The sequence below is a fragment of the Pandoraea sp. XJJ-1 genome (assembly GCF_026802345.1).
GTDB lineage: Bacteria > Pseudomonadota > Gammaproteobacteria > Burkholderiales > Burkholderiaceae > Pandoraea > Pandoraea cepalis.
Window position 1 is genome coordinate 1,065,569 of record NZ_CP113827.1, and the last position, 22,422, is coordinate 1,087,990.

At 63.8% G+C, this 22,422-nt stretch carries 21 protein-coding genes; 12 read left to right on the forward strand and 9 right to left on the reverse strand.

The genetic code is table 11. The features are described 5' to 3' along the window. Positions 1-54 precede the first annotated feature (54 nt). Both ahpF and OYT13_RS04915 read left to right on the forward strand, forming a co-directional pair. Positions 55-1,653, forward strand: coding sequence for an alkyl hydroperoxide reductase subunit F (ahpF, locus tag OYT13_RS04910; RefSeq protein WP_268567357.1), 1,599 nt, complete (start codon positions 55-57; stop codon positions 1,651-1,653). A 213-nt stretch (positions 1,654-1,866) separates the two neighbouring features. Next, on the forward strand, positions 1,867-2,013 hold the full coding sequence (locus OYT13_RS04915) for a flagellar hook-basal body complex protein FliE (protein ID WP_268567358.1): 147 nt from the start codon (positions 1,867-1,869) through the stop codon (positions 2,011-2,013). A gap of 67 nt (positions 2,014-2,080) precedes the next feature. On the opposite strand, the gene OYT13_RS04920 is transcribed toward OYT13_RS04915, so the two are convergent. Next, the gene (locus OYT13_RS04920; protein WP_017235266.1) at positions 2,081-2,989 is read right to left on the reverse strand and encodes a LysR family transcriptional regulator; all 909 of its coding nucleotides are present in this window, start codon (positions 2,987-2,989) and stop codon (positions 2,081-2,083) included. A 308-nt stretch (positions 2,990-3,297) separates the two neighbouring features. Between OYT13_RS04920 and OYT13_RS04925 the strand changes: the two genes are divergently transcribed. Then, entirely contained in the window at positions 3,298-4,710 is a 1,413-nt protein-coding gene (locus tag OYT13_RS04925) for a methyl-accepting chemotaxis protein (RefSeq protein WP_017235267.1), read from the forward strand. 124 nt (positions 4,711-4,834) lie between these two features. Here the strand turns inward: OYT13_RS04925 and OYT13_RS04930 are convergent, their stop codons facing one another. From OYT13_RS04930 to OYT13_RS04950, 5 genes are all read right to left on the reverse strand, one after another. Then, positions 4,835-5,137 (reverse strand): hypothetical protein, encoded by a 303-nt coding sequence (locus OYT13_RS04930; RefSeq protein WP_017235268.1) that lies wholly within the window; start codon positions 5,135-5,137, stop codon positions 4,835-4,837. A gap of 537 nt (positions 5,138-5,674) precedes the next feature. After that, positions 5,675-6,265 carry a hypothetical protein gene (locus OYT13_RS04935; RefSeq protein WP_268567359.1) on the reverse strand — a complete coding sequence of 197 codons (591 nt, stop codon included), beginning with the start codon at positions 6,263-6,265 and terminating at the stop codon, positions 5,675-5,677. 117 nt (positions 6,266-6,382) lie between these two features. Next, positions 6,383-6,520 carry an entericidin A/B family lipoprotein gene (locus OYT13_RS04940; protein ID WP_017235270.1) on the reverse strand — a complete coding sequence of 46 codons (138 nt, stop codon included), beginning with the start codon at positions 6,518-6,520 and terminating at the stop codon, positions 6,383-6,385. Positions 6,521-6,626: 106 nt separating this feature from the next. Then, entirely contained in the window at positions 6,627-6,833 is a 207-nt protein-coding gene (locus tag OYT13_RS04945) for a CsbD family protein (RefSeq protein WP_017235271.1), read from the reverse strand. Between the two features lie 267 nt (positions 6,834-7,100). Continuing rightward, complete coding sequence (locus OYT13_RS04950; protein ID WP_268567360.1) at positions 7,101-8,582, reverse strand: sensor histidine kinase; 1,482 nt, start codon at positions 8,580-8,582, stop codon at positions 7,101-7,103. A 269-nt stretch (positions 8,583-8,851) separates the two neighbouring features. Here OYT13_RS04950 and OYT13_RS04955 point away from each other — a divergent pair, with 269 nt between their 5' ends. From OYT13_RS04955 to OYT13_RS04990, 8 genes are all read left to right on the forward strand, one after another. Continuing rightward, entirely contained in the window at positions 8,852-9,028 is a 177-nt protein-coding gene (locus OYT13_RS04955) for a DUF1328 family protein (protein ID WP_017235273.1), read from the forward strand. A gap of 97 nt (positions 9,029-9,125) precedes the next feature. Further along, the gene (locus OYT13_RS04960) at positions 9,126-9,287 is read left to right on the forward strand and encodes a DUF1328 domain-containing protein (protein WP_017235274.1); all 162 of its coding nucleotides are present in this window, start codon (positions 9,126-9,128) and stop codon (positions 9,285-9,287) included. A gap of 139 nt (positions 9,288-9,426) precedes the next feature. After that, positions 9,427-10,071, forward strand: coding sequence for a response regulator (locus OYT13_RS04965; RefSeq protein ID WP_017235275.1), 645 nt, complete (start codon positions 9,427-9,429; stop codon positions 10,069-10,071). Between the two features lie 13 nt (positions 10,072-10,084). After that, on the forward strand, positions 10,085-10,507 hold the full coding sequence (locus OYT13_RS04970) for a response regulator (protein WP_017235276.1): 423 nt from the start codon (positions 10,085-10,087) through the stop codon (positions 10,505-10,507). 158 nt (positions 10,508-10,665) lie between these two features. Beyond that, positions 10,666-11,700, forward strand: a complete 1,035-nt coding sequence (locus tag OYT13_RS04975) for a methionine ABC transporter ATP-binding protein (RefSeq protein WP_026132220.1) — start codon at positions 10,666-10,668, stop codon at positions 11,698-11,700. Further along, positions 11,690-12,343, forward strand: coding sequence for a methionine ABC transporter permease (locus OYT13_RS04980; RefSeq protein WP_017235278.1), 654 nt, complete (start codon positions 11,690-11,692; stop codon positions 12,341-12,343). The genes OYT13_RS04975 and OYT13_RS04980 overlap by 11 nt, the downstream gene beginning before the upstream one ends. 57 nt (positions 12,344-12,400) lie before the next feature. Further along, entirely contained in the window at positions 12,401-13,213 is an 813-nt protein-coding gene (locus OYT13_RS04985; RefSeq protein WP_017235279.1) for a MetQ/NlpA family ABC transporter substrate-binding protein, read from the forward strand. Between the two features lie 420 nt (positions 13,214-13,633). Then, entirely contained in the window at positions 13,634-15,526 is a 1,893-nt protein-coding gene (locus OYT13_RS04990; protein WP_261939140.1) for an EAL domain-containing protein, read from the forward strand. 94 nt (positions 15,527-15,620) lie between these two features. Here the strand turns inward: OYT13_RS04990 and OYT13_RS04995 are convergent, their stop codons facing one another. Then, entirely contained in the window at positions 15,621-17,237 is a 1,617-nt protein-coding gene (locus OYT13_RS04995) for an APC family permease (protein ID WP_017235281.1), read from the reverse strand. 537 nt (positions 17,238-17,774) lie between these two features. Beyond that, on the reverse strand, positions 17,775-19,325 hold the full coding sequence (locus OYT13_RS05000) for a UbiD family decarboxylase (RefSeq protein ID WP_261939139.1): 1,551 nt from the start codon (positions 19,323-19,325) through the stop codon (positions 17,775-17,777). A gap of 570 nt (positions 19,326-19,895) precedes the next feature. Here OYT13_RS05000 and OYT13_RS05005 point away from each other — a divergent pair. Next, positions 19,896-20,939 (forward strand): lytic transglycosylase domain-containing protein, encoded by a 1,044-nt coding sequence (locus OYT13_RS05005; RefSeq protein ID WP_051060320.1) that lies wholly within the window; start codon positions 19,896-19,898, stop codon positions 20,937-20,939. Between the two features lie 172 nt (positions 20,940-21,111). Here OYT13_RS05005 and OYT13_RS05010 read toward each other — a convergent pair whose 3' ends face one another. After that, complete coding sequence (locus tag OYT13_RS05010) at positions 21,112-22,317, reverse strand: pyridoxal phosphate-dependent aminotransferase (RefSeq protein WP_017235284.1); 1,206 nt, start codon at positions 22,315-22,317, stop codon at positions 21,112-21,114. Between the last annotated feature and the right edge of the window lie 105 nt (positions 22,318-22,422).

Consider the following 22,422-nt stretch of genomic DNA (forward strand, 5'->3'; position numbering starts at 1 on the left):
CCGCGCGGTGGGCCTCGCTCACCCCATCACTCCCTATCGAGACGGAGAAACGCCATGCTGGACGCGAACCTCAAAGCCCAGTTGCAAACGTACCTTCAGAAAGTCACGCGTCCGATCGAAATCGCCGTGTGGCTCGACGATAGTCCGAAGTCGGCTGAAATGAAGGCGCTGGTCGACGAGATCGCCCCGCTCTCGCCACAGATCGCCGTCGTGGCGCACGCCGAGGGCGGCGACAGCGCCGGCGAGCGTCGTCCGTCGTTCGCCATCGGCACGCCGGGGGAAGCCCCGCGCATCCGCTTCGCCGGGCTGCCCATGGGGCACGAGTTCACGTCGCTGGTGCTCGCTTTGCTGCAAGTGGGCGGTCACCCGGTCAAGCTCGACGACGAGACCATCGCGCAGATTCGTGCGCTCGACGGCGATTTCCGCTTCGAGACCTACATCTCGCTGTCGTGCCAGAACTGTCCGGAAGTCGTGCAGGCGTTGAACGTCATGGCGTTGATCAACCCGCGCATCCAGCAGGTCACCATCGACGGCGCGTTATTCCAGGGCGAAGTCGAGGCGCGTCGGGTGATGGCGGTCCCCACCGTGTTCCTCAACGGCGAATCGTTCACGCAGGGCCGCACCAGCGTGAAGGAATTGCTCGCGAAACTCGACACGGGTGCAAGCGTGCGCGCCGCGAAGGCGCTCGAGAACAAGCCTGTCTACGACATGCTGATCGTGGGCGGCGGCCCTGCAGGGGCTGCCGCCGCGATCTACGCCGCCCGCAAGGGGATTGTGACGGGCGTGGTCGCCGAGCGTTTCGGCGGCCAGGTGCTCGACACGATGGCCATCGAGAATTTCGTCTCGGTGACGCACACCGAAGGACCGAAGTTCGCCACAGCACTCGAACAGCACGTGAAGACGTATGACGTCGACGTGATCGACACGCAGCGCGCGCAAGCCTTGATTCCCGGCAAGATTCACGAAGTGCATCTGGCCAGCGGCGCGGTGCTCAGGGCGCGGTCGGTCGTGCTGGCCACCGGTGCGCGCTGGCGTGAAATCGGCGTGCCGGGCGAGCGCGAATATCGCAACCGCGGTGTGGCCTATTGCCCGCACTGCGACGGCCCACTCTTCAAGGGCAAGCGCGTGGCGGTGGTCGGGGGAGGCAACTCGGGCGTGGAAGCGGCCATTGATCTGGCCGGCATCGTCAAGGAAGTCACGCTGATCGAATACGGCACGCAACTGCGCGCGGACGACGTGCTTCAGCGCAAGCTGCGCAGCCTGTCGAATGTGCGTGTGCTAATGAACGCACAGACGACCGAGATCCGTGGCGACGCGCAGAAGGTGGACGGTCTTGTGTATCGCGACCGCGCCTCGGGCGAGACGTCCACGATTGCGCTCGAAGGCGTGTTCGTGCAGATCGGTCTCGTGCCGAACACCGAGTGGCTCAAGGGGAGCGTGTCGCTCACGCGTCACGGCGAAATCGAAGTCGATGCCAAGGGCGCGACGTCGGTGCCCGGCGTGTTCGCCGCGGGCGATGTCACGACCGTGCCGTTCAAGCAGATTGTGATCGCCGTCGGGGAAGGCGCGAAGGCCTCACTGGGCGCCTTCGAACATCTGATGCTCAGCTCGGTGGAGGACGAGGCGGTAACGCCTGAGAAAATCGCCGCCTGACGCGAACCGACGCAGCCTGGCGCCGCTGCCGCAAGACAGCAAAGCCCTCACGTGTGACGCGCGTGAGGGCTTTGCTACATATGGGCCACGCGTGGGGCCGATCGCCGATGCCCGTCTCGATGGAACAGTCATTGATGGCCGAGAGGCGTCGCATGCATGCGACACAGCGCTAACTGGATAGCGTGACGGGGGGGGCGCGACGCCAGCGAGCGCATGCGCGCATTCGATCTGGGCCAGAGCGACGACCTGACCGGTGCAATGCTGTCGAGCGCTCAGGCCGATTTGTCGTTTTCGTTGCTGATGCGAACGCGTGACAAGGTCGTGGGTGCCGTGGAGGACTGGGTACGCATGCCGTTCTGAGCGGGATGCGGCAAGCGCCATGCGTCGCTGGCGCACCCGTACCGACGTACGGACGAACCGCGCGCGGTTACCGCAACGTTGCCGGTTCGTCGGCGGCCCTGGCGAAGCACTGGGCGAGAAATCGCTCGGTCGGACGTGACAGGGCATCGGCATGCGGCACAAGCGCCGTCAGCAGTCGCTTGAGGCCATGCGGGGGATCGATGCGAACCGAGGCGAGCGCCGCGTCTTCGTGACGCATCGACATCGCGGACACGAAGCCCACGCCCATGCCCGCCCGCACGGCTTCCTTGATACTCTCCACCCCGGCCAATTCCAGCGCCACGCGTGGCGCGAGTCCGGCCACCGAGAACGCGCGCGCGACCAGCGCGCGTACCCCCGACCCCGGTTCACGCAGGATCAACGGGTACTCGGCGATGGCCTGCAGCGATGCGCCTTGCGGATGCTGCGCGAGGGGATGGTCGGCCCGGGCAATGGCAACGACTTCGTCGTCGCGCCACGGACGCACCGCGATCTCCGGCGACAGACCCGGCGGCACGGCGCCTTCGATGAATGCCACGTCGAGCCGATCGAGCTGCGCCACGATTTCACTGGTGTTGCCGTCGATGATATGCAGTGCGACCGCAGGGTAGCGTTGATGGAATTCCGCAATCGCGTAGGGCAGCAGGTAGCTTGCCGGCGTCGTACTCGCCCCGATGCGCAGCGCCCCGGTTTCCATGCCGCGCAGGCTATCGCGCAGTGCCATGGCCTGGCGATAGTCCTGCCGCAGCTTGTTGGCATATACGGCGACCTGCTCGCCCACGGCCGTCAGCCGGATACCGCGTCCATCGCGTCGATACAACGGCTCGCCGAACGACTCCTGCAACAGCCGCAACTGGCCGGAGACGGCCGGTTGCGATAGGTGCAGCGCTTGCGCCGCATGACTGATGTTGCCAAGTTCGGCCACGGTCGCGAAGGTCAGCAATTGGTCCGGCGTCATGTCGAATCCATCGGATAGGGTGATGATTGATCGCCATCATAGCCACTATTCGGATGATTGCGTGCCGACGCGACACGGCCGGGTCAGTAAGTCCCGCGTAAGCCGTGCATGAGAGGGTGGTCCTATAAAGTCGGAAGCGCGGGGCGGCGACCAGTGAGGCAACCCTCAAGTCGACCGTTTTTTCTCCCGTTATCTCTTTCGACACACCAGCGTGTGGCGCGAACGTCTGCCCCGATGTTTTCCGTGCGGTACGGCGACTGTCGCGCCCTCGTCATAACAAGTGGATCAGAGACGCGAGGAGACTGACAATGGGGCTATTCACGCGCACCCGGGGAGCGGCGCAAACCGTCAACATCATGAAGGAGGTGGCGGCCAATGCCGGCACCCTCGGCGTTGAACTGTGCGACATCGCCGGTAACGTCGACGAGATCGCCGTTCGCATCAAGCGTCAGGCCGACGTGTTTCAGGCGCTTCACCAAACCGCCACCGAGACCAGCGAAGGCAACCAACGTATCGCCAGCGCCGCGCGTGAGGCCCGCGATGTGGCCGATCGCGCGAGCGCCGAAATTGCGGCGTCGCGCCACACGGCCGACGCGTCGCTGGCGTCGATCCACGGTCTCGTGGAGGGCGTCTCCGGCATGGCCGGCGAGATCGCCGGGCTGCGCGACGCGCTCGATCACGTCGGCAAGGTGGCTGAGGGTATTTCGGTGATCGCGCGTCAGACCAATCTGCTGGCGCTCAACGCCGCCATCGAAGCCGCGCGCGCCGGCGCGGCTGGGCGCAGCTTCGCGGTCGTGGCTACCGAGGTCAAACTGCTCGCGAGCAAGACGGCCGAGGCGACGCAGCAGATCGAGCACACGCTCGCCACGCTGGGCGAGCGCACCGAGCGCCTGATGCGCGAGAGCAACGCGAACGTCGCGCGCGCCAACGACGCCCGCGAAGGCACCCGCGCCATCGCCAGCGTGATCGAGACGGCCGGGACTGCGCTCGACACGTTCGACCGTCAGGCCGGACAGATCGCGCAGGCCAGCGAAGCCATCGAAAGCGAATGCGCCACGCTCGTCGCCCACGTCGATGAAATGGCCGACGGCGTTTCGCATTCGGCGGAACACGTTGAGCGTGCGCGCGAGCGTATCAACGGTTTGCTAGGCGTCTCGGAACATCTGATCGGCCTGATCGCCGGCAGCGACGTCGAGACGGAGGACACACCGTTCATTCGCGCGGTACGCCGCGCGGCCAAGCAGGTGGGGGAGAGCTTCGAGGCGGCGCTTGCCAAGGGCAAGATCACCGAGCAGGCATTGTTTGACCGCCGCTACGAGCCGATCCCCGGTTCGAACCCGCAGCAGTTGATGGCCAGCTTCACGCGCTTTACCGACGAGACGCTCCCGGCCATCCAGGAGCCGTTGCTCGCGCTCAACGAGCGTATCGCCTTTTGCGCCGCCGTCGACGAGAACGGCTATCTGCCGACGCATAACCGCAAGTTCTCGCAGGCACCGACCAACGATCCGGTCTGGAATGCCGCGAATTGCCGCAACCGGCGTTTGTTCAACGACCGCACGGGCGCGGCCGCCGGACGCAACACCCAACCGCTGTTGCTGCAGACTTACCGGCGAGATATGGGCGGCGGGGCGTTCATGGTGATGAAAGATGCCTCGGCGCCGATCTATGTGAATGGGCGTCATTGGGGCGGCTTTCGCATCGCCTATCGCGTCGGCAGGTAGCCGCGTTGCGCCGACCGGCGCGGCCAAAGACAACGCGCCACCGACTTCGCAGTCGGTGGCGCGTTCATTTTTCGGCGACCGGTGTGTTATCCGATGCGTTTGCCCGCGTGGGGCCGGCCGTCGCTCAATCGCGATGCCAGTGGTCGCGGCGCCAGCGACCGTGCCCGTACCCGTAGTACGGACGGCCGTAATACGCCGGCGGAGGACCGTAATACACCGGCGCGGGCGAGACATAGACGGGCGGCGGGGCGTAGTAGACCGGCGGCGGGGGCGCGACGTACACGGGCGCCGGCGCATAGACCGGTGCCGGGACGACCAGCGGCAGGCCAATGCCGATACCGACCGAGACGTGAGCCTGCGCTGTCCCGACGGCACCCGCAGCGAGCGCGATCCCCGCGATGGCAAGGGCGGCAAACTTGGTTTTCATGACATTTCTCCTGCGGACTTGGCAGCGTACTGATGACAGCGCCCGGACGGCACCATGCCGTGCGACGCGCCGGGTGCCCTTAAGCACCGTTGTTCGTCAGATTCCTTGGCTTAACTTTACTGAAGTTCCGAAACGCGGGCGTGGCGCAATTGTTGCAAAGTATGCGCATTGACACGGCACAGGGAACGTCCGGGCGAGGAAAAGCGGCCGCCAAACGTGTAGATCAAGTCGTCATTCTATTCAGAATCAACGATTTGCGCTCGTTTCGGTGAGCGTCTTGCGTTGCCGCGCTCGCGTCGGGGAGCGTCAGGTCGGGCTGCGCTTGTTACATTCATTTACACGCACGCTCGCCGCCTGTGGCACAAAAACAGCAGGCGAATGCCGCTTTTGCCGCATTCGCCCACCATCGACGTCGCGGGGCTGCACGCAACGCCGCCGTCTCCTCCCGGCCTAACCGGTTCGCCCGGTGCGTCCGGATCTGCTGTTTTTGGGACGGATCCGTGGCCGCGATCCGCATGGTTTGGGAGATCCCTGCGCTTACTGGTGGAAGCGCGCCTTGGCGTCCGCCTCGCAGGTGTCCTTGGGATTGCCGGCCAGCGCGTCGCAGCGTTCGAGCGCGGCCTTGTACTGCGCCTTGTCCGCCTCGGCATTGGCGTCCTGCCGCGCGGCCATCGTGTCCTTCGACGATTCCCGGCTCGTGCGCATGACCTTGGCATCGCCGTAGGCCTTGGTTTTGGCGGCTTCGGCGTCCTTGACGCAAACGTCCTCGTCGTTGCCTTTCTTGTCGTCGCAGCGCAACTTGGCAACGCTGTAATCGGCGTCGGCCTTCGCGACGGCGGCCTCGTAGCGCGCCTTGGGTGTTTGCTCATAGTCGGCTTGCGCATTGGCCTTGGCAATGGCTTCGTTGCCCTTTGCACTCGCGACACAGACACGCTTCGCGTTGTCCTTGAGCGCTTTGCAACGCGCGACCGACGCCTTGTAGTCGGCCTCGGCCGATTTCTGCGTCGCCTCGTAGCGATCCTTGGTCGCCGCGTCCGCCGCGTGGGCCGCCGCGGTGCTCAGCATTCCCGCGGTGCCCACGCTCAGGCTGGCGCAGGTCAGAATGTTCATGACAGTTCGATGTGACATGTCGGGGTCCTCCTTCAGGCGGGCAATGGAATGCGCATGAGGCGCAATGCCGATGCATCACAAGTTTCGGGGGGGCGGGGGGACATGCGGGGAACGTGGATTCGGCGATATGCCGGATTACTTGGCGCGATCGGCGGCGCCCTGAATGGCTTCGCCTCCTCGTTCGACGTCCTTGCCCGCGCCGTGAATGGTGTTGCAACCGGCGAGCCCCAGCGCGAAGCCGGAGAGCAGTGCGATGGCGATCAGTCGTTTCATTTGAATGTCTCCTTTGAAAGGGGATGGTGTGCGACGCGCGGCACGCGCGCGAAATGAAAGGGACGCGTCGGGGCGCCCGCCTCCCGGCGGGCACGGCGGCAAGCGCTTACCAGAGCTTGTGTTGGTCGTTCCACGTGTCGACTTCGCGTTCGGCTTCGGCCTTCGCTTTGCCGTATCGTTCCTGGATCGTCCCCACGAACTTGTCGCGGTTGCCTTCGATCTTGAGCAGATCGTCATCCGTCAGGTTGCCCCACTGCTTCTTCGCTTCGCCCTTGAGTTGGTTCCACTTGCCCTTGATCAGATCCGAGTTCATAGCAACTCCTTCATATTGGGTTGGGATAGGTTCGGTTCGGAGAATTTTCATCGCATCGGCACGCAAAGCGGCGCGCCTCGTTGCCGCGCTTTCGATGCGGCACGAGATTCCATGGTAGGGAGTGCGAAGTGTTCGCGATGTCAGCCGCGATAGCATCGCGGCGTAGGTGGCGTCGGGTTGCGCTGTCGGCGCATTCCGACGTGCTCGGTATCGAGGACGCAGTACCGAGGACGCAGTACCCAGGGCGCCAGTTTGAGGGTCAGGGGATCAAGGCGTTTGCGGCGAGGCGCTCGCGCCGTCGTCGGGCTTCCCGGGGGCAGGTGTCTGTGTGGCGGTGCTTTCGGTGACTTCGGTCGCGATGTTGGGCGCGTCCGCCGGATTGCACAGCGGCAGCACGACCTGGATCTCGGTGCCGATTCGCAGCGGCAGCGAGTGAATGTCGATGCGTCCGCCCTTGGCGGAGACCCGTTGGCGCATCCCGAACAGACCATGTGTCTTGGGCTTGTTGAACTGATCCGGCGTGAGACCGATCCCGTTGTCGATGACTTCGAGACGCACCCGCTGATCGTCGCATGCCAGGGCCACGCGCACGGTGGTGGCACGCGCGTACTTGCCCGCGTTCGTGAGCGCTTCCTGGGCAACGCGGAACAGCACGATGGCCGTCGACTCCGGCAGGGCGAAGTCCTCTTCGGGCAGGTCGAGATCGAGCTGCCAGTGCTGTTGATCGGCGGTTTCTTCGGCGAGCGAGCGCAACGCCGTCACGAGACCGAAGTTGATCAGCACCGTCGGACGAAGATTCTCGATGATGCGGCGCTTCGTCTGAATGCCGGCGTCGAGATTGCGTTGCGCGCGAGCGAGTTTCTCGGCAATCACCGGATCGACGTTGCGCAGCTTGTGATGCGCCCAGGTCACGTCCATCTTGCAGGCGGTGAGAATCGCGCCGAGTTCGTCGTGCAGCTCGCGCGACAGACGGGTCTTCTCGTCTTCGCTGACGTTCTGCAAGTGGGTGGCCAACTCGTCCAGTTGCTCGGTGCGCTCACGCACGACGCGATCCAGATGCGCTTGCTGTTCGCTCAACCGGTCGCGCGCGAGTCGCTCCTGCCGCATCTGCCGGCCGAGGGAACGAAACAGCAGCACGAACAGCAGGATGGTGAGCACCGAGAGCGCGCCGGCGCTTATCGCCGAGATCGCCTGATCGAAGCGCCCGTCGTCCTGCGCGGTGCGCGCGCGCGCCAGCTCGCGGTTGTATAGGTCGGTGATGCCGTCTTGCACCGGCTCCATCGTGCCGATGCCGAGATTGGCAGGCGAGAGCGCCTCTTCGAAATTCATCTTCCCTTGCTTGACCGCCGCGCGTGCCGTTTCCATGGCGGTGATGCGCTGCGAGAACAGCGTCATCACATTGGCAAAGTCCTTCGTGGCCTGCGTGTCACCCGTCGCTTCGTAATGCCGCACGATCAGGGCGGCGAGATCACGAATGCGTCGCACGGCCGACAGGTAGGGATCGAGATAGATCGGGTCGTTCGTGAGCAAATAGCCGCGTTGGCTCGACACCACGGTCGACGTGCGCGCCATGATCTCGTTGAGCTCGTTGGCCGCGGTCATGGCCTGCAAGGCCGCCTCGTAGGTGGACGCCAGTCGGCGGTGCGCAGACTCCAGCCCGATCAGGCTGCCAACGGTGATGGCGATCGCCGCGATCATGGCGATGATCCAGCTTCGGCGACGCAACCAGGACGTGAGCAATCGAGACATGAGGGCCTGTGGCGAGGTGTTGAGGAGGGGCGTGCAGGGAATACCGATGATCGAACGCGTTTCGATCATAAGTCGAAAATCGCGTTGTTTCGCGAATTGTCAGTCAATTCCTACGCAAAAACCAGCGGGGTCCGGGCAGTCGCCTACGCGCCGTTTTTCTACCATTCACTCAGCGTCCGAGGGTTCGCGCCGCGTTGCGCAAACCGGTGTCGCGCCGTCGGAGGCGAACGAAGTCTCCGGGAAACGATGCATTGACCGAGGAGAGCGCTATGTTGAAGTGGGCGTTGATGTTCGCACTGATCTCGATCGTGGCGGGCCTGTTGGGCTTCACCGGGATCGCCGCGGGTGCCGCCGGGATCGCGAAGATTCTATTCGTGCTGTTCCTGGTGTTGTTTGTGATCTTCCTGCTGCTTGGACTGACTGTCGCCAAGAAGATCGTCGATTAGACGGAGCGCTGCCGCACGGGGCTTGTCCGTGCGCTGAAGCGATACTGTGACGCGTCATGCAGACGCGCGCGGCCCGTTCCCCTACAAGGAGGTTGCGATGCTTCACTATGCTGTCGTTTTTTTCGTGATCGCGTTGATCGCTGCAGTGTTCGGCTTTACGGGAATCGCCGTCGGTGCCGCAGAGATCGCAAAGATCCTGTTCTTCATCTTTCTGGTGATCTTCCTGGTCACGCTTCTCTTTGGGGTGTTCCGACGATAGACGACGTCTGGGGCCGCCCGGGCAGCTCGCCAGGCGGCCCGGCGTGCTGGCTGTGGAGGCGCAGGATCTCGTGCGGCACCATTGAGAGTTACCGGCAGATGATTCATTATTCGAGCGACCGAGCGTCACTGGAGCTGAGATGTCACCGACAACAATAAAAATCCTGATTGCCGACGACCACGCGATTGTCCGTACCGGCTTCAAGCAATTCATTGCCGACGAGTCGGACATGGAAGTGCTGGGCGAAGCGGCGAGCGGCGACGAAGTGATCCGTGCGGTTCGCGATACAGCCTTCGACGTCGTGTTGCTGGATATCGCCATGCCTGACAAGAACGGAATCGACACGTTGCGCGTGATCAAACAATTGCGCCCGGCGCAGGGCGTACTGTTCCTGTCGACGTATCCTGAAGCGCAGTATGCGGTCAACCTGCTGCGCGCCGGCGCGAACGGATATTTGATGAAGGATGCGGCGCCCGAGGAAATCATCCGGGCTATCCGCACGGTGGCGCGCGGCCACCGCTATGTCAGCGAAGGTACCGCCGACCTGCTCGCGCAGAAGCTGGACCAGCCGGGCGACGAACCGATCCACGAGCAACTCTCGGAGCGCGAGTTCCAGGTGTTCTGCAAGCTGGCGCAGGGCCGCACGCCCACCGAAATTGCGGACGAGTTGCATCTGTCGGTAAAGACCGTCAGCACGTATCGCGCGCGCGTGCTGGAAAAGATGCATTTGAAAACCAATGCCGACCTGACGCTCTACGCGCTCAAGAACGGCTTGATCAGTTGATAGCGAGGTTGTCATGCCAACCGGGAACGCGGCAACGCATACGGGGTCCGGTTTGCCCCTCAAGGTGCTCTTGATCGAAGACTCGGCGGTCATCCGCGAGAGCCTGTCCGAAGCGCTCGGTTCGACCGGGATGCTCCAGGTGACAGGCGTGGCGGAGACGGCCGACGACGCGGTCCGCACACTCCAGGAAGATTCGTTCGACGCGGTGATCGTCGATATTCAACTGCGACGCGGCTCGGGCATGGACGTGCTCTCCTACCTGCACGACGCGGGACTGCTGCCCCAACTGATGGCCATCGTGCTCACGAACTATGCATTGGCCACGTACCGCAAGCGTTGCCAGCAACTGGGCGTGCAGTACTTCTTCGACAAATCGCTCGAATTTGACCGCGTGATCGAAGTGCTCGACGACTTCGCCTCTCGCAGACAAGCGTGATCGCCGTCAGGTTCAGTCGAAATCCGATATAAGGAGATCAAGTTTTATTATTTTCATCTATTTAGATGCATGGGCTAGAATGTTGTCTTTGCACTGAATATCGAGTCAAGGCGGCGGCACTGCGGGCGGTTTCAGCAGTGGGGCTGCTATTTTTTTGCATGATCGAACTCCAGAACATTACCCAGCGTTTCGCTGGGCCCAAGGGGCCGATCGACGCGCTTTCCAATATCAGCCTGTCGATCGAGCGCGGCGAAGTCTTCGGCATCATTGGCCGAAGCGGCGCCGGCAAGAGCACGCTCGTGCGTGTCATCAATCTGCTCAATCGCCCGAGCGACGGCAGCGTGCGCGTCGACGGGCAGGACCTCACGTCGCTGTCGTCCGACGCGCTGCGTCAGGCGCGCCGCCGCATCGGCATGATCTTCCAGCACTTCAATCTGCTCAACTCGCGCACCGTCTACGAGAATGTGGCGTTGCCGCTGGAGTTGGCGGGTCTGTCGGCGGCGGAGATTCGCGCGAAGATCCTGCCGCTGCTCGAACTCGTCGGTCTGACGGCACAAAAGGATCGTTATCCGTCGCAGATTTCCGGTGGCCAGAAGCAGCGGGTGGGCATTGCCCGCGCGCTGGCGAGCGAGCCGCAGGTGCTGCTCTCGGATGAAGCGACGTCGGCGCTCGATCCCGAAACGACGCGCTCGATTCTCGAGTTGCTCAAGCGCATCAATCGCGAGCTGGGCCTGACCATTGTGCTGATTACACACCAGATGGAAGTCATCAAGCAGGTGTGCGACCGCGTCGCCGTGCTCGATGCCGGCCGTGTGGTCGAGCAGGGCCGTGTCATCGAAGTGTTCTTGCGCCCGCGTCACGACGTCACGCGTGCGCTTATCGGCGACGTGATTTCGCAGGAGCTGCCCGCGGGCGTTCGCGAGCGTGTCGCGTCGCGCATCGGCAACGGTCACGATCACCTATATCGTCTGGCGTTCTCCGGCGCAGGCGTCGATCAGCCGCTGCTCTCCGAGGCGATTCGTCGCTACGAACTCGATTTCAACATCCTGCACGGCCAGATCGACGAGATCCAGGGGCAGGCGTTCGGATCGCTCGCCGTGCTGGCGGGCGGCACCCCGGCCCGGGTGGCCGAAGCCATGGCGTTCCTCGCCAGTCAAGGTGTTGTCGTTGAGGAGCTGAGCCATGTGGAGTGAAATGTTCGATCTCTTCGTCTCCTCCTTCTGGGAGACGCTCATCATGGTCGGGATTTCCGGCCTGATCGGTGCCGTGGTCGGCGTGCCGCTTGGCGTGCTGCTCTATCTGACGGATCGCAACGGCGTGTTGCAAAACCTGCCGACCAATCGTGTCGTCGGCATCCTCGTCAACGCGGTGCGCTCGACACCGTTCATCATCCTGCTCGTCGCGGTGATCCCGTTCACGCGTCTGATTGTCGGCTCGTCCATCGGCACGATGGCGGCCGTGGTGCCGCTCACCATCGCCGCCGCGCCGTTCGTCGCGCGCCTGGTGGAGACGGCCCTGCGCGAGGTCGACCGTGGCCTGATCGAGGCGGCGCAGTCGATGGGCGCGACCACCGGCCAGATCGTCACCAAGGTGTTGCTGCCCGAGGCCTTGCCGGGCATCGTGGCCGGTCTGACGATCACGTTCGTCAGTCTGGTCGGCTATTCGGCAATGGCCGGCGCCATCGGCGGCGGCGGTCTGGGCGACCTGGGCATCCGATACGGCTATCAGCGCTTCCTGCCCGAAGTGATGATTACCGTCGTGCTGATCCTGATCGTCTTCGTGCAGTTGGTACAGACGTTCGGCGACTGGCTGGTGCGTCGCCTGAGCCATAAGTAACATCTCATATAACAACGTCGCCGGCGCACCGGCACATCACACACACGAGGTTTTTCCATGCAACGTCGCACGCTTTTCAAACTGCTGGCCGGTGTCGGTGCCGCTACGGTTTTCGCCACGCAATTCGCCGCGTCGGCGGTTGCCGCCGATGTCGTCAATCTGAAGATCGGTGTCACGGGCGGCCCGCACGCGCAGATCTTCGACGAAGTGAAGAAGGTCGCGGCCAAAGACGGTCTGAATATCAAGGTCATCGAGTTCAGCGATTATGTGCAACCGAACGCCGCGCTGTCGTCGGGCGACCTGGACGCGAACAGCTACCAGCACCAGCCGTACCTCGACGCCCAGGTGAAGGACCGTGGCTACAAGCTTGAGTCGATCGCCAAGACCGTGATCTTCCCGATGGGCATCTATTCCAAGAAGATCAAGTCGCTGGCCGATCTGAAGGCCGGCGACAAGGTGTCGCTGCCGAACGACCCGACCAACGGCGGCCGTGCCCTGCTGTTGCTGCAGAAGCAGGGCCTGCTCAAGCTGCGTGCCGACGCCGGTCTGAAGGCGACGCCGCTCGACGTGGTCGATAACCCAAAGAAGCTGAAGTTCGTCGAGCTGGACGCCGCACAACTGCCGCGCTCGCTCGACGATGTGGCGGTGGCCGTCATCAACACGAACTTTGCGATGGAAGCCGGTCTGAACCCGAAGCGTGATTCGATTGCCATCGAAGACGCCAACGGCCCGTACGCCAACGTGTTGGTCATTCGCACGGCCGACAAGAACAAGCCTTGGGTGGCCAAGCTGATCAAGGCTTACCATTCGCCGGAAGTGAAGGCCTTCATCGAGAAGAAGTTCGGCGGCTCGGTGGTCACCGCCTGGTAAGTTCGGGAGGGCGCGCCGGTCGGCGGCACCCTCGCGAGGCAACGGCAACGCTTTGCGGCGTTGCCGTTTTTTTTCGTCTCCGCGCCGGAGGAATGCCGGGCGCACGCGATGGATATCCAGGGTGTTCGACGGTGGGGGTTTCGCCGTCTCGGCGTGTGTGGCAAATCCGACACTGTCACAGATTTGTCAAACAACGGCGATAGCCTGAGGGCAAGTAAAAGACGGTGCCTGCGGGCACCGTCAACAGACGCGGATACGGGCCATAGAGCAGCTACCGCAAGCGAAGCACGGGGAACGGGTGAAACGCTTCATCGAAGCGCAGCGCGCCTTCGATGGGTATGGACGCGCCCGGCACATGCCCGCACAACGCAATGCGATTTGCATGATGGCGGCGCACCGCACCGACCTACGGAGTTCCCGTTGAACCTTCCCCCGCCTGTCGCGATACGTCCGCCGGAGCGCTTTGCCGCGCCTGGAACACTGCACGATGCGATATCGACGTCCGTCGCGGCGTCAGTGCCCGATGCGGAACCCGACGAGGCCGCATGGCTCGCCGAGCTGTGCGAGGGTATCGGTCTGACCTGCGTGTTCCAGCCGATTCTCGACTTTCGCACGTCGGGCGTTGCCGGCTACGAGGGGCTGGTGCGGGGGCCCGCCGGCACGGCGATCCATTCGCCGCTGGCGCTGTTCGCCGCCGCGCGTCGCCACGGTCTGCTCGCGCCGCTCGAACTGGCTTGCCGTCGCACGGTGCTGCGTGGCTTCGTCGAGCAGGACCTGCCGGAACGCCTCTTCCTGAACATCGGTCCGGTCACTCGAGCGCACCCGGTCGGCGGCGTGAGCGAATCGCTGGGTCTCGACGAAACGTTTGCCATGCTCCAGCCGCTGCGCCTCGCCCCCGAGCGTGTCGTGCTCGAACTCACGGAGCATGCGCCTGCGCTGGATCTGGCAAGCACGCGCGCTTCGCTCACGGCGTATCGCGCGCTGGGTTTCGAAGTGGCGCTCGACGATATGGGCGAGGGCTATGCGAGCCTGCGGCTGTGGTCCGAGCTGCGGCCCGATTACGTCAAGATTGACCGGCATTTCGTCGACGGCATCGACACCGACACCGTCAAACTCCAGTTCGTGCGGTCGATGCGCCAGATCGCGGAGGCGAGCGGCACGCGGGTCATCGCGGAGGGCATCGAGCACGCCGAGGAACTGCAGGTCGTGCGCGATCTCGGCATCTTCCTCGGTCAGGGGTATTTCATCGCGCGCCCGGAAGCGAAGCCGCAACGGGCGATCACGGCCCACGTGCGGGCGGTTGTCAACGAGCGCCGCGCCTATGTACATCAACAACCGAGTCAACTCGGTGCGGGCAATGTGACGCTGGAGCGAATCGCGTCGTATGTGCAGCCAGTCTCACCGGAGATCCGCAGCGAAGATGTCGTGGCCCGTTTCGAGAGCGATGCGACGCTCGACGTGCTGCCGGTGGTCGAGCATGACCGTGCCGTGGGATTGATCGGACGCGCGTCGCTGATCGGCCGGTTCGCTCGGCCTTTTACGCGTGAACTCTACGGACGCAAGCCTTGCTCGGCCGTGATGGAGCCGCGCCCGCTCACATTCGACAAGAGCGCGCGCATTGAGGATCTGAGCCGCATGATTGCCGAAGGCGCCAGCCGGCAAATCGCGGGCGGTTTGATCGTCACCGATCAAGGGCGATATCTGGGCGTGGCGCAGGGCCACGCGCTGATGCGTCACATCACCGATATGCAGCTCGACGCGGCGCGGTACGCCAACCCGCTCACGCTGCTGCCGGGCAACGTGCCGATCGACGACTACATGGATCGCATGATCGGTGAGCGGCAGTCGTTCTTCGCCTGCTATGTCGATCTCGATAACTTCAAGCCGTTCAACGACGTGTTCGGCTACCGGCGCGGCGACGACCTGATCCAACTGGTCGCGCGCGTGCTCATGGCGGTGCGCAACCCTGAGCGCGACTTCCTTGGTCACATCGGTGGCGACGACTTTCTGGTGGTGTTTCGCAGCCCCGATTGGGAGGCGCGTTGCCGCGAGGCGCTCAGGCGCTTCGGCGAGGCCGTGACGGAATACTTCCATCCGGATCAGATCGCGGCGGGCGGGTTCGAAGCGGAAGATCGTCGCGGCATGATCATCTTTCACCCGATCACGAGCTTGTCGATCGGCGTGGTGGCGGTCACGCCGGAGAGCTTTCCCTCGCACGTGGAAGTCTCGGCCGCGGCCGCCGACGCCAAGAAGATGGCCAAGCGCGCGCTCGGCAACAGCCTGTTCGTCGAGCGTAGGCGCGCCCACCGGTGAGCGTGCCCGGCATGCCGCACATGACGTAAAAAAAGCCCGCCGCAAATGCATTGCAGGCGGGCTTTTCCGTCGGCGCTGCCGATGTTCGGAGCGCTTAGTGCGAGAGCGCGGGCATGCCTTCCATGCTGGCGACGTCTTCTTCACGCTCACCCGCCAGGTACGGCGTACGCCAGCCGGCCTTCACGCCCCAGTGATAGAACGCAAGCGACATGGCGGCCACAATCACCATATCCCAGCCATACGGCAGCAGGCCAAGACCGCCGAACTCCTTGCTGCCGATATACGAGCACAGCGCCATCGCCGGCAGGTAGCCGATCAGCCACCACGATGCCTTGAGGTCACGGCCGAAACCCTGCCACCGATCCTTCGCCTGATAGTAGAAGTAGACGGGCAACGCCACGATCACCAGTACGATGATCTGGCCCGTGAGCGGCCAGCGAGCCCAGTAAAGAATCAGCGACGCGCACACGAAGGCGAACGGTGCGATCAGTGACAGGCCTCGCAGGCGCAGTGGACGGTGCAGCTCGGGGGCCGAGCGACGCAGCGCCATCACGCTGATCGGGCCCGTCAGGTACGAGATCACGGTCGCGACCGAGATCACGGCGGCCAGCGAGTCCCAGCCGCGGAAGAAGAACATGAAGATGAACGAGATCGCCAGGTTAAACCACATCGCCGGGCGCGGCACGCCATACAGCGGATGCACGTGACCGAGGATCGCGGGCAATGTGCGGTTGCGCTCCATCGCGTAGATCATGCGGCTCGTGGTGGCCATATAGGTGGTGCCGGTGCCGCTCGGGCTCAGGAAAGCATCGAAATACAGCACGATGGCCAGCCAGTTCAGGCCGAGTGCGATCGCCAATTCCGCGAACGGCGAGCTGAAGCTCACCATGTGCCAGCCGCCGGCCAGCTGTTCGGGGGAGAGCGCACCGATGTAGGCCACTTGCAGCAGCAGGTAGATGACGGTGGCGAGCAGGATCGAGCCGACCACCGCGAACGGGATGCTGCGCCCCGGGTCGCGTGCTTCGCCCGCGAGGTTCACCGGACTTTGGAAGCCATTGAACGCGAACACGATGCCCGACGTGGCGACGGCGGTGAACACCGCCGACATGCCGTTCGGCGCGAAACCGCCGTGCTCCGCAACGTTGAAGTTGCCCGGGTGGAAGCCCGCGATCATCAGGCCGGCAATGGTCAATGCCGGAATGGCGAACTTGAACAACGTGATGGCCGTGTTGGCGCGCGCGAACAGTTTCACGCCCCAGTAGTTGAGCATGAAGTAGCCGATCACGAGCAGCGCGGAGAGCATGAGGCCGCTCGTGCTGAGCGTGCCGTCGACAAACAGGGCGTGCGTCCAGTCGTACGGCCACGTACTCATATACTGAATCGATGCTTCGGCCTCGATCGGAATAACCGAGACGATGGCAATCCAGTTGGCCCACGCGGCGATGAAGCCGACGAGGCTGCCGTGCGAATAACGCGAGTAGCGGACCATGCCGCCTGACTCGGGGAACATCGCGCCGAGTTCGGCGTAAGTGAGCGCGATGGCCAGGATGACGACGGCGCCGATGAGCCACGCGAAAAGGGCGGCGGGGCCGGCGATCTTGGCGGCCTTCCAGGCACCGAACAACCAGCCGGAGCCGATGATCGAGCCAAGACCGGTCAACATCAGGGCGAAGGGCCCGATGTTACGCATGAGGGGTTGATTGTTATCCATTCGATGTCTTCTCCACGCCCGGGGGGGGGCAGGCACCGGTCCCGATGAGGGCGGGCGGTACGCTGCGCGAGGGCGGACAAATTTCCCGCAGGCCGGTCGCCGTCAGCACGGGCCTGACGGTTCGGGGGCGGCGCTGGCGGGGCGCGACTTCTGACTTCTGCTACTGAGTTTCGCGAATATCGAACGATTTCCACGTCGCGGCGTACTTGCGAGCGCGGCTACCCCGAATTGGGGTCGGAGTTCCCATTCGCGAAAAAAAGCGCGATTCTACCCGAGGGAATGGCGTTGTGTGGGACTTTGTGACACTTTCGCGATGGGATCGGGTTCGCCGACATCAGGTCGAAATGCGCGCAAGCCAGTCAGCATGCGGATCTCAGGGGGCGGGAAAGCCCTTATTACAGATTATTAAAGGGTCAGATGAATATCGGACCCGAATGAGGCGCGAATTCGCCACTGGGCACGGCGCGGTGTGATGTCGCTGTCAGATGCCGGGGGAGGGGGTAGGACGCTCGGTGCGCCCCGGCCCCCGGACCGTGCTTACAAGCCGAGATCCGCGTATAGGGTAGCCATACGCGCATCGATGTCGGCGGTCATTTCGATGGGGCGTCCCCATTCGCGCGACGTTTCGCCGGGCCATTTGTTGGTCGCGTCGATCCCCATCTTCGAGCCCAGTCCTGCCGTGGGCGACGCGAAATCGAGATAGTCGATGGGGGTCTGGTCGACGAGCGTCGTATCCCGGGTCGGATCGACGCGCGTGGTGATGGCCCAGATGACTTCCTTCCAATCCCGGATATCGACGTCCTCGTCGACCACGACGATGAACTTCGTATACATGAATTGCCGCAGGAAACTCCAGACGCCGAACATCACGCGCTTGGCATGCCCCGGATACGCCTTCTTCATCTGCACGATGGCCATTCGGTAGCTACAGCCTTCCGGAGGCAGATAGAAATCCGTGATCTCGGGGAATTGCTTCTGCAGCAGCGGCACGAAGACTTCGTTGAGCGCGACGCCGAGCACGGCCGGCTCATCGGGCGGTTTGCCCGTGTAGGTGGAGTGATAGACCGCGTTACGGCGCAGGGTAATGCGCTCGATCGTGAACACCGGGAACCACTCCTGCTCGTTGTAGTAGCCGGTGTGATCGCCGTAGGGGCCTTCGAGCGCATGGGCGTAACCCGCTGTCGCGCCGCGCGACGGCGGCGGCGGTGCGCCATCGGGTGCGCGCGGCGGTGTCGCGGCGGGGTAAATGAAGCCTTCGAGCACGATCTCGGCACGTGCGGGAACGCGCAGCGACTCCAATCCCGGTGTCAAACACTTGGCCAGCTCAGTGCGGCTGCCGCGCAGCAAGCCCGCAAACTGATACTCGGACAGCGAATCGGGCACGGGGGTGACGGCGCCGAGCATCGTCGCCGGATCGGCGCCCAGTGCGACGGCCATCGGAAAAGGCTTGCCGGGGTTCGCCTGTGCGAACTCGCGGAAGTCGAGCGCACCGCCCCGGTGGGCGAGCCAGCGCATGATGACCTGGTTGCGTCCGATGACCTGTTGGCGGTAGATGCCGAGATTCTGGCGTTTGCGATGCGGCCCTTTGGTAATGACCAGGCCCCACGTGATGAGCGGGGCGGCATCGCCGGGCCAACAGGTCTGAATCGGCAGCCGCGCGAGGTCGACATCGTCGCCCTCCCAGACGATCTCCTGACACACCGGGCTGCCGACTTCCTTGGGCGCCATGTCCCAAACGGCCTTGGCCATGCCCAGCAGCTTGCCCGCATCCTTGAGCCCGCGTGGCGGTTCGGGTTCTTTGAGCGTCGAGAGCAGGCGACCGATATCGCGCAACGAACCGAGCGCGTTCTCGCCTTTATCGACGCCCATGCCGAGCGCCACTCGTTCAGGGGTGCCAAACAAGTTGGCCAGCACGGGCATGTCGTAACCGGTCGGCCGCGCAAACCACAGCGCCGGGCCGGCCGCTTTGAGGACGCGGTCGGCGAGCGCCGTCATCTCCAGCACCGGCGATACCGGCACGTCTATGCGACGAAGCTGGCCGGATCGCTCCAGTTGCGCGGTGAAGTCACGAAGATCGACATATTTCATGAAACAAACCGTTACCAAAAATTTTTACGGAATTCATACGGCCGGTGAAAACGGCCGTTTGAATTCCAGGAAAGTCGGAGTGACACCCTTGTAAACGCGGGGTTTAGGCAGGGCATTTTACCGGTCAAGGTGTCCAGACGTCACGGCAAAACAGCTGTTACAAATTACTTTTGGTAATGTTCTGTCGTGATAATAGTATTGACTGTTTATATATGGCTGCTACAATCCGCCCGTTGAATCCAAAAAGGCGGCTTTGAAGACGGGTAGGCCGACCCGCTCAAGCTTAGCGACAACTACAACATTGACGTGGATTTTCAGTCGCTGGTTTTCTCACCGAGGTCGGGAAACCAGTGTTTTAGGAAGCAGCGCGGGCAATAGCTCGTCAGCGCCAGAGACCTGAACAGGTCGGCGTGCTGCGGCGGTAGTGGCATCGTCCAAGACACACACGATGCCCCGCCTTGTTCCCTATGCCGTAAATGAGCGTTACACGGGATGCCTGGCGGGCATCGCGGCTCATTTCCATACGCCCCGGGGCCACCCCGTGGTGACGGCGTAACCGGAGTACGTAGTATGAAGAAGTCTGGTTTATCACCCTGGCTACTGGCCGTGATCCGTGCGCTCGGCGCGCGAGGTACGGCAACGGTAGCCTTGGCTCGTCGCGATTGGCGTCGCCTCGCATGGCACGGCGGTCGTGTTGGACTCTATACGTCCAGCGCGGTGGGCCTGGTTGCCGTGGTCGGCACGCTGGCGCTGTGGGCGCAGCCGACGTGGCGCGCCGATCTGGCGTCGCAAGTCGGTCCGCTGCTCGAGGCCGCCACGGGATCCGCCCATGCGGCCGATCCGGGCGGCAACGGCGCTGTGGTCGCTGAGCGCTCGCCGTCGGACGCGTCGATGATGGCGCAAGCGGCGCAGCACGTGCCGTCGGCCGCCGTGCTCGCGGCCTATATTCCGAATCAGCGTGTGGCCGCCGATGCGCGCGCCACCAAGCCGCTGGACTCGCGCGAGCAAATCGCCGTCGCCGACTATCTGGCACGTCGCTATCGCGTGGCCGGAGACGTCACGGGCAACCTCGTGCGCGCGGCGTACTCGACCGGCAAGGAAGTCGGCCTCGATCCGCTGCTGCTGCTGGCTGTGATGGCCATCGAGTCGGGCTTCAACCCGTACGCCGAAAGTACCGTGGGTGCGCAGGGCCTCATGCAGGTGATGTCGAAGGTGCATCGTGACAAGCTTGAGTACTTCGGCGGTCCCGAGGCGGCCCTGCACCCCATTGCCAACATCAAGGTGGGTGCGCTGATCCTGAAGGAATGTATCGCCAGCGGCGGCTCGCTCGCTGGTGGTCTGCGCCGCTATGTGGGGTCGACCAGCGCAGGCGACGGTGGATACGGTGCCAAGGTACTCGCCGAGCGCGATCGACTGCGTAGCGTTGCCATGGGACACAAGGTCTCGCCGAACGCGCCGCAAGCGCCGGTTATCGTCAGCTCGGCCAAGCCTGTGGCGAAACCGGTCTCGGCTGGCAAGTCGGGCGAACCGACGGATTCGGTGGCGACGCCGGCGGCCTCGGTGGGCAAGGCGGCCGCCAAGTCGCTCGAAGCGGACGACAGCACCGCCGCCTGATCGGCCATCGGCGGCGTGGTGTGCCTGGGCCGGTGCATCGTTTTTCCCGTCGAGCCGTCGGCACGCGACGGTTCTCTATAGAGAGCGCCATCGCGGCCCAAGAAAAAACCCATCGAAGTGATTCGATGGGTTTTTTTGTTTCTGCGTCCCGAATACGGGGCTGGCCGGCGACTCAGCCGGCAGCGAACACCCGTTCGATGCGGTCCATCGCCTCGTGCAATTGATCGAGCGACGTGGCATATGACAATCGGATGTAGCGGCGCGGCTCGGAAAAACCAAAATCGAGTCCCGGCACGAGCACGACGTCGGCTTGTTGCAAGAGAGACTGCGTGAGGCGGTCGCTGTCGGCGGCGTCCGGATGCGATACGCCGGTGCAGTCCGCGTAGACGTAAAACGCGCCGTCAGGCATCACGGGCACCTGGAAGCCAAGGCGCTCGAGCGCCGGCACGATGTAGTCGCGTCGCTCACGGAAGGCATTCTTGCGCGCCTCGAAGATCGCCATCGTTTCCGGTTGGAAGCAGGCCGTCGCCGCATGTTGCGCCACGGCGGAGGGGCAGATGAACAGATTCTGCGCGAGCTTCTCGAACGTCGACACCATCGACGGCGGCACGACCAGCCAACCGAGGCGCCAGCCTGTCATATTGAAGTACTTCGAGAAGCTGCTCACGACCAGGACATCGTCGCCGAAGGTTAGCGCCGTGGTGGGTTGGCTGTCGTAGGACAGGCCCTGGTAGATCTCGTCGACAAGCGTGAAGCCGCCGCGCGCGCGCACGGCTTTGACGATGCGGGCCAATTCCGCTGTCTCGATGGACGTGCCCGTTGGATTCGACGGCGAGGCGAGGAGCACCCCTTTCGTTGCCGCGCCCCAATGGGATTCGATGCGCTCGGCCGTCAGCTGGAATCGCTCCGCGGGGCCCGAGGGGATCAACACGGGTTTTCCGTCGAAGGTGGAGACGAAATGTCGGTTGCACGGATAGCAGGGATCCGGCATGAGCACTTCGTCGCCCACGCCGACCAGCGCGGCACACGCCAACACGAGGGCGGCCGATGCACCGGCCGTCACGACAATACGCGACGGTTCGACCTCCACGCCGTAAAAGCTACGGTAATAACCGGCGATGGCCTCCCGCAGGGCGGGGATGCCCATCGCCCCCGTGTATTGGGTTCGCCCGTCACGCATAGCCTTCACCGCCGCCTCGATCACTGCCTCGGGGGCCGTGAAGTCCGGCTCGCCGATGCCCATGTGAATGACGCGATGCCCCGCCTTTTCGCGCAGCGCAGCCTGCTTGGCCAGCTCCATGACGTGAAACGGGGCGATGTCGTCGACACGTTGCGCCAGCTTCAGTGCGGCGGGGGCGAGGTCGGGCGTTCGATCCATGATGTCGGGGGGGAGACAGGAAGGAGAGGGTGGGGGACTTGCGGGGCGAACGCTACGGGGCGATTGCCCCGTTCGGCGTGCACGCGACGCGGGAGGAATCGTCAG